Origin of the sequence: Kitasatospora sp. NPDC098663 (assembly GCF_044760075.1) — a bacterium.
In the GTDB taxonomy this organism is placed as follows: Bacteria; Actinomycetota; Actinomycetes; order Streptomycetales; family Streptomycetaceae; genus Kitasatospora.
Map to the genome: position 1 here is coordinate 1 of NZ_JBIWAP010000101.1, position 9,623 is coordinate 9,623.

The window sequence follows — 9,623 nt, forward strand, 5'->3', positions numbered from 1 at the left end:
TGGACCTTGACCATGTCGCCCCAGGCCTCGATCACCCGGATTTCGTAGGCCCAATCGGAGAGCGTCGACTTGAGCGAGCTGGGGCCGTTCGGCACGTGGTAGTACGGCCGCACCCGGAAGTACGACCGGGCACTGACGACCTCCGCCGGTGTCATGCCGGCCGCGGTCTGCGGCTTGGCGAGGCTTACGATTTTCTGCATTTCCCCTCCTGAATTGCCGACCTGGAGTTGTTAGCGGGCGGTGACAGCGCGCCCGGTTGTGGTGCGGTCCCGGGCGCGCTCTCGTCGCCCGTCAGGTACCGGACTTCGCGCGGAAGACGAAGCAGAGGGAATGCCGGAACGGCTCCCCGTACTCCCCTCCGCCGGACACCCAGCTGCCCGCGGTCATCCCGAGCTCAGTCGCCCACTTCTTGGCTTCCGCTGTGGCCGCGGCGTCGGCGGCCTTCTGGTTGAATCCCGTGCCGCGCACGTGGACCCACCGAACGGTGTCGCCCCGGGTCTCACGCTCCACCGTGTAGTTGCGCGTCCCCATGGCTACCGACCGACCGTCAGGTCGACAGCGGGCACGGTGGCCGGCGGGTTCTTCAACACCACCTGGAGCTTCGAGCCCGCGACAACCTGAACGGTGCGCTCGTCAGCCTCGAACGCCTCCCGCCCCTTCTCGGTCAGCGCCAGGTCCCCGCCCCGGCGCGGGTAGTCGAGCAGGCCGTCCTTGATCAACTTGTTGACCGTGGCCGGTCGCGGGTTGCTCTTGAGCCCGCGGTCGAGCTGCTTGCCGTTCTCGTTCCTCACCCACGTGCTGATGAAGAACACGTCGTCCCACCCGTGCGACCCGCTCAGCCAGCGATTCGCGGCAGCGCCGAGGATCTGGATATGCGCGTCGGTGAGCTTCTTCCCCATGATTGATTCCTCCGAAAGATGGACACGAAATGGCGCCCGAACATGCAAAAGGGAACCGCGCCAGGCGCGACTCCCATTCACTCTCTTGATTCAGCTGTTGGGCCGGAAGAGTCATCGCTGGGCGTAGGGGTTGCCCCGCTTGCTACCCCCGTAGATGTCGCCCTCGATGTAGGTGATCATCGAGTCGTCGGGCGCCTTCATGCACCAGTAGTAGCCCGCCTTGGCCCACACGTAGTCCCAGCCGGCCTCGTCCAGCGCCTCGGCAACGGTGTTGTCACCGCCGCTGCCCGCGAAGTACCCCTGGGCGCCGCCGTCTCGGCCGTCCCAGTCCGGACCGTACGGGTTGCGCTCGTCCGACAGGACGCGGATCACGTCGTCCGCCGTCTTCGCCGACTTCAACTCATCGAGCTGTGCAGCGATCTCCACCCAGAACTTGTCCGGCATGTCAGGTTTCCTTCTTCTGCGGCGCGCGGGTCATGGTCCACTTGGGGGCGTCGAAGCCCTCGCGCTTGGTCTTCTCGAATCCGAACCGTTCGACAAAACGGGCCACCCCCGCACGGCTCGACCCGAACTCGGGCGTCGGCGTCGCAGCCATCCGGTAGCCACGCTCGTCGGCGTGACGGGTCAGCGCCCTCATGACTGCGGTGCCGACGCCCAACCTCTGTCCACGGGACGGGAGTTTGATGAGATTGATCACCAGCGTCTTGCCATCGCCCGGCAGGTCGACGTGCAGGGTCAGGTCTTCGTGCTCGTTCTTGAGCCGGTCCACCAGCTCGCCGAGCTGGTTACCCAGCCAGCGGTCGATCCTGGCCTCCAGCCGCTCCCGCGAGGCGTTCGCCCGCTCTTCATCGGTGAGCCGGATGGGGTAGCCATTCCCGGTCGTCGGCGAGTACGCGTACATGTACGGGCCGCTGTACTTGAACGCCCACTGAATGCCGAACTCGTCGGTGCGCGTGGTGGTGAACGGGAAGTACTGCCACAGGACTTCGATCCTGTCGGAGCCCATCTGCAAATCCTGGCCAGCATAGCCACCCCACCGCCGGGACTCGTCCCGCATCAGGTCCACATTGGCGCCGTAGCGCTCGGTGATGCCGATACGGCGCATCCACTCGCGCTCCCAGCCGTGCCACCGGGTGTACAGCCAGTTGGTGTGGAAGGTGCCGGGCTTCTTGCCGTCCGCCTCGATGTCGATGACGGGCTTCCAGTCGCCGAGCTTCGCCGGAGTGGCCTCGATGAACTGGCCACCGGTATACCGATACTCCCAGGTTCCGGAACTCGGCCCGTACGAGCGCATCTTCCACGGCATCGCCGTGAAGTCCCGCGTGCCGGGAATGCCGTACTCACCGGCGAGCCAGCCGTCCGCCGCGGCCTTCAGCGTGTCCTCGCCGAACTGCACAAGCAGTTGCTGGTTGTCCGGCTCCGCCATGGAGATCTGCTGCTCGTTGTACGATCACGACCGCCAGCCAGGGTCCGGGCGCACCGTAATGTGGTGCGCATTGGCGGACCATCGGAACGTCAGCCCGAAGTCGTCACGCCTGTATTCGAGCTTCTCGATCATTTTCCCTCCCTAATTGGCGCGCCTATCCACGCACATGTACGTGAGCGTGACCGGGTCGAAGAACCTCACGGACGACAAATGTCGGTCACGAGACCCCGTCGACCAGCGACCTTGACGACGTCGTTCCAGTACACGGTGTGAATCGGACAGCTCGGACTTTCGGTTTCCAAATTCCCTCCCTATGCGGTGCCGGTTGCGGCGCCGTCCTCGGCGGCCGGCCAGGCGAACGCCGACCATGTCCCGGCGGATACCTGAATTCGAGCCGCGAGATACCAGCGGCCCGTCGACTCGTCCTGAACGTAACCGGCGCCAGCTGCAAATGGCGGCGCCTCGTCCAGGATTTCGAATTCGGCCTCCGGAAACAGCTCCGTCGGCCCCCATACGTTCGGCACGAGTAATGCCCCGTCAAACACGCGGGACATGAATCCCCTCCCCGACCGTGCACGGCGCACAGCCGCGCCGACCGGCCGACCCGCGAGTGGCCGGCCGATCAGCGTGGCCGTCTACACCTGCTCGGTCAGTCCTCCTCCGCGCCAGTCCGCGGGAAGCAAGCCCACCTGGTCCACTGCTCGGGCGTGATCCCCTTGTCGGTCATGTACCAGCCGCCCGACAACAGGTTCGGCCGCCCCACGATCCGGCCCGGTTGCTCCTCGAGGACGAAGGCTCGCGCCCGGTCCGGGTCCTTGCTCGCCGAGCACTCTGCCCACCCGGCCATCGGCGCCTCCCACAGCGGCACCACGGCCGTCGTCAGTCCCAGGCTCACAGGCCCAGCTCCTCATCCGTGAAGTCGTCCTCGTCGAGGCGCACGGTCGTCTCCGTGTTTGGGTCGAAGAACCTCACGTACTCCGGCGCGTACTCCAGGTACGCGGCCCGCGCAGCCTCCCGGACCGTCGATACCTCGAAGGTGTCCGCCCACGCGTTGTTGGACACATGCCTGTCGACCCTTGCAGCCGTCTCCTCGTCGGTGGCGTCGAGGCTGTAGCCGTCCGGCATCGCGGTCACCCGGTCACCGACCTTGGCGCCGCCTCGTCGCGGTGTCGGCGGCAGGGTGAAGTCGGTCCCCTCAGCCTTCAACCGGTCGTGGTATTTGTCGACCGCCGTCCGGTAGGCGTCACTCATCGCCCCTCCTCCCTCTTGACGTGCACGGGGTGGTTCTCCGGAGCCCCGCAGTACAGGCAGCCCGCGTCCAGGTTCCACGTCAGGTACTCGTCGAACTCGTGCGGGATTTCCTGTCATGAGGTGATCGGCTGGCCGAACTCCGGGAAGTGGTTCTTGCTCGGCATCCCCAGAAACTCGATCGTCGGCAGCTTCTCGACGCCCTCCGGGCTGAACCACCCAACTCCGCCGCCGTCCGACTTGAAGGCCTGCACACGGACCATGCCCTTCGGCCTGATCCCGGGGTACCCGTCGAAGATGTCGACCACGAGCCTTCTCCGACCGGCCACCCGCACCACGTCATGCCAGTACACGGTGTGCGCCGGGCACTTCAGACTCTCGTCAGCCTCCACAACTGTTCCTTTCGGCACGCGTTGCGGTGCTGTCCTCGCGTACCCGGTGCCGGCCGGCCAGCCGGGCCACCCGATCGTGCGGCCACGCGATCGCCCGCATGACGTCATCCCCCTCGATCACCCACCCCGCTGCCCACCAGGCCCCGTCCTGGTCGACGACGTAGCGGATGGTCCCGAAGACGGCTGGCTGCGCCTTGACGATGCGATGCCTGAACATCGGGACCCTCGCCCGGCCCGGCCCGTAGTTCTCCACCAACAGCCGGTCGCCCTGACGCTCGGCAGTCATGAATCCCTCCATTTCCACCCCCAAAACTGGCTGCGCACGGTGCACAGCCGCGCCAACCGACCGCACGGGCCGGTCGATCAGCGTGGCCACCTACACCCCAGAGTTCGCGACTCGACGGCTAGTCCCGGGGGGTTCGACGTAGGATCGAACCCTGCCACAGCGTCCGCATCATGAGATTCCGATGCCGTCGCCAGTCGGTTTCGCCGTGGAGAACGCGAAGTGCCTCTCGCCCCTGTAGCCGAAGCTCTGGGCGATCTCCTCAACCAGGAGCGGGGCCACCGTGTTCGCGCAGCCCTCTGTTCGGGCTCGGCCCACGAACAGAGGGCCTGGTCGCCGATACGCTCGGCTCCTTCGATCCGGCTCTGCCGCTTCCGCGCCCGCGGCTTCCGGTGCTTTGCTGCCAGATGCTTGGCGACCACGTGACGCGATCGAGGATGTAACGGAACTACTCCGCCATCTCGTGGATCGCGCTCATTCGCCGGTCTCCCTCCGGAGCAGTTTCATCGTGGTCTCCAGCTCCGCACCCACGGACGACTGCGTCCACACCAAGCGCTCGACCCGAACGACGTCCGACGCCATCGGCGGTCGGTGGTGCGCCGCAACCACGAGCCGATCGGCCAGCTCGCGCAACTCGGCCGCGCGAGCGAGCATGGCGCCCTGCTCATCCAGCACGCTGAGCGACACCCGCACCTTGTAGATCTCGCTCAGCAGCACTTCACCGTGCGCGGTGTACTCCAGTGCCAGCGTATCGACCGCTTCGCTCAGGTCCGCGATCGTGCGGCCAATCTCGTCCTCGACCCGGTCCAACCCAGTCCGCAAGTGCCGCAAGTGCTTGTCCATGCTGATCCTCTCGGTGTTCCCGGCGCACCACGGTGGCGGCAGCGTCGGCGTCAATGAGCAGCCAGTGGCGGATGATCAGCGCGAGCGTGACGTCGAGCTTCACGTGCGCCCGTGGGCAGCTCTTTCGCTGGAGGAGACCGACGGGTCGTCCTCCTCGCAGTGCTGCGCCTCGTGCGGCCGCCATCCCGGTCGGCAGCGCCGGAGGCCGGAACCTCGGAGCCGGCGCAGCTAGCGAAGGAGACCAACGCGAAGTCTCCTGCAGCGACGGTCACGGCCAGGCGTGTGCGCATGACGGATCTCCTGGCCGGGTGTGGATGTGATGCCGTGCAGGATCGGGGGACCGGGACGGGAGGCGGACCGACGCGGGGGCCGACGCTGTCTCGTCGCCTCCTGTCCCCCGGGTCGGCTACGCCGACCCCTGTTCCGAGGCCGGCGCCCGCAGGGCGCGATGCCGAGGGGAAGCCCCAACCCACGCCTCTCACCAGCGCGGGCCGCGAAGCGCTCCTCCCACGGGGTGAACGTCCAGAGGGCCCGGCTGCTGAAACTCAGCCGGGCCCTCGCCGATCGGGTACGGGGTTCAGACGTGCTCGGAGACCCAGAGGTCGTTGAGGACGTCCTGGATCTCCTCCTCCAGGGCGGCGAGCAGTATGCGTTCACCGGAGACTGCCTCGAGGAGGTCGTCCTGGACCTGCTGCTTGTCGGCGAGCACCGAGGGCATCCGCTCGTCCTGCGTGCCCTTGGTGATGAGGCGGTGGATGGTCACCGGCTTCGTCTGGCCCGTGCGGAAGAGTCGGCCGTTGGTCTGCAGGTAGTGCTCGAGTGAGAACGGCAGCGTGTACCAGATCATCGTCGAGCCGCCGTTCTGCAGGTTCAGGCCGTGCCCGGCTGCCGCAGGATGGAGCAGCATCACTGGGATCTGCTTGGCGTTCCACCGGCGGACCGTGTCGCGCGAGCCGTCGAAGGCCCGCGCGTCGATGCCGGCCTTCCGGAGCCGCGTGAGCAGCTGCTCCTTGTCGGACTTGAAGTGATAGGCGATGAGTACGGGCTCGCCGCCGTTGTTCCGCACTAGGTACTCGGTCATCTCGATCTTCTTGTCGTGGATGACCTCGTACTGCCCCTTCGTGGTCGGGTCGTCAGGATCCGCGGTGTAGAGCGTGCCCGAGGCGAACTGCATCAGCTTGCTCGTCAGCACCGCCTGGTTCTCGGCAACGATCGATTCGACGCTCTGCGTCAGCTTCCCGTCGTCGCTGGTGTAGGTCTGCACGATGTCCAGGACTAGGTCGCGCTTGAAGTCCTTGTAGGCCCGGAGCAGATCCGGTGGGAGGGTGACGTTGACGTCCTGGATGCTGAGCGCCGGGAGCTGCAGGCTCGTGTTCTGCGCGCTCATCACCAGGTGCGAGATGGCCTGATGGATCTCGGCCTCGGCGTTCACCGTGGGGATCCACTTCGCCGGGGTCGTGGTGCCGGGCACCATCTTCGGCGTGAACCAGCGGTCGCGGAACGCGGTGATGTTCTGGCCCAGTGTCCGGCCCTGGTCGAGCAGGTAGACCTGGCTCCACAAGTCATGGAGGCCGTTGGGGCTCGGCGTTCCCGTCAGCTCGATGAGCCGGGTCATGGCCGGCCGCACCGACGCCAGGGCCTGGAAGCGCTGCGAGTCGTGCGACTTGAAGCCCTGTGACTCGTCGATGATGACCGTCTGGAAGGGCCAGATGATGGTGCCCAGGCCACCGATGTTCTGGACCGGCAACTGGTCGACGAGACCGAAGCGGCACTGAGCGCAGCCTGCGCCGGAACAGCTTCGGCAGTCATAGGCTTCCCACGTCGCCAGAGCCGACGTGAGCAACTCCTGAATCCAGTCGCGGATCTTGGCCTTGGCAGGACCCCGGTCGTTGCCGTTGCCGGCGACCAGAGCACGGTACGCGTCAATCAGCTCGTCTCGGACCAGTGGCCCCCGTGCCTGGAGCAGACCCAGGATCGCGGTGGCCTCCGGCGAGATGGCCGGGGCAGGCACTGCTCCCGGCACTGACGTGAGCAGCTTCGTCTCCTGGGACGGCTGAGTCAGCAGCTCCTGATTGATGAAGTACATCGTCGGCGGATCGGTGGCGACCTCCCGGAAGCGCTTCAGGCGCTTGGCCTTGGAGAGCTTTCTGTCGTTCTCGTCGACGATGAGCGACTTCGTCCGGATGGGGAAGCCCCACTTCTCGATCTCGTCGATCCAGGTGGAGCGGGCGATCGCCACGGGCGCGATGACGAGGATGTGCCCTATCGGTCGAATCGTCTGCAGGACGCTGAGGGTCGTGAGCGTCTTACCGTCCCCGACGCCGAGCCACGCGCCGGCGAAGGGGTGGCCAACGAGGAAGTCGTGGATCTGCTGCTGATGCGGCATCAGCGAGATCGGGGATGCCGCGGTAGACGTATTCATGCTGCTTGTCCTGACTGTTCTTCCAATGGTGGTTAGGCTTGTTCGCGTCGTGGCGCAGCTTCGGAGGCGGCTCGGGAGGCAGTGCCCCGCGCTGAATGTTCACGACCTCGGGCAGCGCCTCGGTGGTGGCCGATGGCAGACCATCTGCAGCCCGCCTGGAGTCCAGTGCAAAAGCGCTGGCTACGGGGGTAGGTGGCAGCCGGGCTTCAGCCCCAGCTGCTGAACACACGAGACGTTGGATAGTGCGCATCTGAGAACGGACATCTCGTGGTCATGAAGAACTGTCCGCCGGCGTTCAAGGCGGACGCGGTCGCACTGCACGGGTCGCGGCCCAAAGCGACGACCAGGTCGGCCGCCGCCGATCTCGGGATCAATCCGGAGACGATACAGAGCCGGGTGAGGGCTGCCGGAGCCAGCCGTCCCTGGGGCCGCCGGACACAGGATCCGGCCCGGCCGTCGGCCCGCAGAGCGGAGAACGCGGCTCTGCGGAAGAAGGTCCGCGAGCGGGAGGAGAAGCGCGAGATCCTGCGGAAGGCCGCGAAGCGTCTCGCCGGGCAACCGCTTCCAGTGCGTCGCTGACCTCGGAGCCGCTACGGCGCGATGCGGCCGTGCAGCATCCTCGGAGTCAGCCGCTCGAGCTTCTCCTACTGGCGCCGGACGGCCTCGGACCGGGCCGCCCGTCAGTCTGGATACGGGCGGTGCAGCAGGACCCGGACGGCACCCATGGAGTTCTGAGGATCACGCCGAGAGCTGTGAGACGAGCGGCGAGGCGGTCAACCGCAAGTGGGTTGCCGGATCATGCAGGCGTTCGGGATCGAAGGGGTCCGTCTGCGGCGCCGGCGTCGCATCACCGTCCCCGATCCGGCCGGGAGGCCAGGGGCATACGGCGTGCCGCTCACCCGTCGTACGTGAGATAGGCGTACCAGGTTAGGCGGTCGCCCTCTGCTGAACCAGGCCTCGCGGCAAAGGCCGGGTGGCCCGCCAGGGTGAGGTTGCGTGCTACCACGCAGAGTTCTGACATCACCATGGCGTGGTGGATGTCGCGTAGCGCTGCCGCGAGAGCATTCTCGCCGTCGCGTGGAGCCGTCCATTGGTTGCTCGTGGTGACGGCGCTCGCCGTCGGGGTGATCTGGATTGCCGTGGGCCCCATGCGCAGGGATTGGCCAGGCATGATCGCCACGTCTTCCACGTGCACGGGGACGGGCGCCGGAATCATCGGGACATCCTGGACCTGACCGGCCTCGGCGTGGGCCGGACCGTTGTAGGTGAGCCATAGAACGACCGCCCCGTTCCCGTCGGGCCCCCGATCTTCCTCATGCGGCAGGTGCTGGTCGCGCCGGTGCGGGGGGTACACCTGGGCCGAGCGATAGGTGTACCATTCGTCAACTTCGTGGATGGCTAGCGTGGCGAGGGCGTAATGAGCCATGGCCAGGGCGAGGGACAAGATCTCATCGTCGCTGGCTCCCTTCGCGCAGGCGGCGATGAGCTGGTCGTCCTCCCAGTAGGCAAAGCCGAGGAACAGGTGCGGCGGGCCCTGGGGGTCGTCCACATCCGGCACCAGGAAGCTGACCCGGGGAGTGAAGGCGGAGGCGTGGCTGCTGACCTCGGTCCAGGTCAGGGTGACGCCGCGGTGCTCGTAGCGGATCGTGCTTAGGAGCCGTGCGAGACGCTGGCCGTGAACGGCGACAGCGTCTTCGCGGCAGGACCTGCACATCAACTCCTCGCAGGTGAGACCGGATTGGCCGCACAAGCAGCGTTCCATTTCCCGGATCATGGGCGGGAGGTAGGGGACGAGTGTCGGCATGGTCGGGCCCACGGGCGGTATCGCGCCGTGTGGGGCTGTTCTGAGCTGGGGCATCGACTTCTTCCTTCGGCCGGTTCAGCGCGAGCGTGCGGGCTGCACGACGGTGGTCTGTCGTGAACTCGCGCTGCGCGAACGCATGACCGGTGGGTCCGGCTTGAGTGCACTGTGGTGGGAGGAAGGGCTAGCTCCGCAACCGGGTCGTCGGTGACGGTTGTCCGGCCAGTGTGATCCGCCAGAAATCCTAAGGGCTCTAGTGCTGCTCCGCGCAAGTTCGTGGAGGGGTCAGGTCGCCGGGCTGTCGAGGTA

The 9,623-nt window shown here is 66.7% G+C and carries 13 protein-coding genes; all 13 read right to left on the reverse strand.

Features of this window, described 5'->3' with window-relative positions; all coding sequences use genetic code 11:
• A partial coding sequence (locus ACIQVZ_RS41730) for a hypothetical protein (protein ID WP_402458204.1) occupies positions 1 to 200 on the reverse strand: 200 nt, incomplete at its 3' end.
• Positions 201 to 291: 91 nt separating this feature from the next.
• Positions 292 to 531, reverse strand: coding sequence for a hypothetical protein (locus ACIQVZ_RS41735; RefSeq protein WP_402458207.1), 240 nt, complete (start codon positions 529 to 531; stop codon positions 292 to 294).
• Between the two features lie 2 nt (positions 532 to 533).
• Complete coding sequence (locus ACIQVZ_RS41740) at positions 534 to 899, reverse strand: hypothetical protein (protein WP_402458210.1); 366 nt, start codon at positions 897 to 899, stop codon at positions 534 to 536.
• A gap of 111 nt (positions 900 to 1,010) precedes the next feature.
• Positions 1,011 to 1,343 carry a hypothetical protein gene (locus ACIQVZ_RS41745; protein WP_402458213.1) on the reverse strand — a complete coding sequence of 111 codons (333 nt, stop codon included), beginning with the start codon at positions 1,341 to 1,343 and terminating at the stop codon, positions 1,011 to 1,013.
• 1 nt (position 1,344) lies between these two features.
• A complete protein-coding gene (locus ACIQVZ_RS41750) occupies positions 1,345 to 2,325 on the reverse strand; it encodes a hypothetical protein (protein ID WP_402458215.1) in 981 nt (326 codons plus the stop codon).
• Positions 2,326 to 2,636: 311 nt separating this feature from the next.
• Positions 2,637 to 2,879, reverse strand: a complete 243-nt coding sequence (locus tag ACIQVZ_RS41755; protein WP_402458217.1) for a hypothetical protein — start codon at positions 2,877 to 2,879, stop codon at positions 2,637 to 2,639.
• A 95-nt stretch (positions 2,880 to 2,974) separates the two neighbouring features.
• Positions 2,975 to 3,220, reverse strand: a complete 246-nt coding sequence (locus ACIQVZ_RS41760; protein WP_402458219.1) for a hypothetical protein — start codon at positions 3,218 to 3,220, stop codon at positions 2,975 to 2,977.
• The gene (locus ACIQVZ_RS41765) at positions 3,217 to 3,576 is read right to left on the reverse strand and encodes a hypothetical protein (RefSeq protein ID WP_402458222.1); all 360 of its coding nucleotides are present in this window, start codon (positions 3,574 to 3,576) and stop codon (positions 3,217 to 3,219) included. The genes ACIQVZ_RS41760 and ACIQVZ_RS41765 overlap by 4 nt, the downstream gene beginning before the upstream one ends.
• A 113-nt stretch (positions 3,577 to 3,689) precedes the next feature.
• Positions 3,690 to 3,965: a hypothetical protein gene (locus tag ACIQVZ_RS41770; RefSeq protein WP_402458225.1), complete on the reverse strand. Its 276-nt coding sequence runs from the start codon at positions 3,963 to 3,965 to the stop codon at positions 3,690 to 3,692.
• A complete protein-coding gene (locus ACIQVZ_RS41775; RefSeq protein ID WP_402458226.1) occupies positions 3,955 to 4,251 on the reverse strand; it encodes a hypothetical protein in 297 nt (98 codons plus the stop codon). The genes ACIQVZ_RS41770 and ACIQVZ_RS41775 overlap by 11 nt, the downstream gene beginning before the upstream one ends.
• Before the next feature lie 471 nt (positions 4,252 to 4,722).
• Entirely contained in the window at positions 4,723 to 5,091 is a 369-nt protein-coding gene (locus tag ACIQVZ_RS41780; RefSeq protein ID WP_402458228.1) for a hypothetical protein, read from the reverse strand.
• A gap of 577 nt (positions 5,092 to 5,668) precedes the next feature.
• The gene (locus ACIQVZ_RS41785; RefSeq protein ID WP_402458230.1) at positions 5,669 to 7,513 is read right to left on the reverse strand and encodes an SNF2-related protein; all 1,845 of its coding nucleotides are present in this window, start codon (positions 7,511 to 7,513) and stop codon (positions 5,669 to 5,671) included.
• An 895-nt stretch (positions 7,514 to 8,408) separates the two neighbouring features.
• Entirely contained in the window at positions 8,409 to 9,275 is an 867-nt protein-coding gene (locus ACIQVZ_RS41790) for a hypothetical protein (protein ID WP_402458232.1), read from the reverse strand.
• Positions 9,276 to 9,623: the final 348 nt, after the last annotated feature.

Coding starts and splice junctions, on each gene's coding strand:
- ACIQVZ_RS41780 (WP_402458228.1), bottom strand. CDS start 5,091: ATGGACAAGCACTTGCGGCACTTGCGGACTGGGTTGGACCGGGTCGAG.
- ACIQVZ_RS41755 (WP_402458217.1), bottom strand. CDS start 2,879: ATGTCCCGCGTGTTTGACGGGGCATTACTCGTGCCGAACGTATGGGGG.
- ACIQVZ_RS41790 (WP_402458232.1), bottom strand. CDS start 9,275: ATGGAACGCTGCTTGTGCGGCCAATCCGGTCTCACCTGCGAGGAGTTG.
- ACIQVZ_RS41735 (WP_402458207.1), bottom strand. CDS start 531: ATGGGGACGCGCAACTACACGGTGGAGCGTGAGACCCGGGGCGACACC.
- ACIQVZ_RS41745 (WP_402458213.1), bottom strand. CDS start 1,343: ATGCCGGACAAGTTCTGGGTGGAGATCGCTGCACAGCTCGATGAGTTG.
- ACIQVZ_RS41775 (WP_402458226.1), bottom strand. CDS start 4,251: ATGACTGCCGAGCGTCAGGGCGACCGGCTGTTGGTGGAGAACTACGGG.
- ACIQVZ_RS41765 (WP_402458222.1), bottom strand. CDS start 3,576: ATGAGTGACGCCTACCGGACGGCGGTCGACAAATACCACGACCGGTTG.
- ACIQVZ_RS41750 (WP_402458215.1), bottom strand. CDS start 2,325: ATGGCGGAGCCGGACAACCAGCAACTGCTTGTGCAGTTCGGCGAGGAC.
- ACIQVZ_RS41785 (WP_402458230.1), bottom strand. CDS start 7,513: ATGAATACGTCTACCGCGGCATCCCCGATCTCGCTGATGCCGCATCAG.
- ACIQVZ_RS41740 (WP_402458210.1), bottom strand. CDS start 899: ATGGGGAAGAAGCTCACCGACGCGCATATCCAGATCCTCGGCGCTGCC.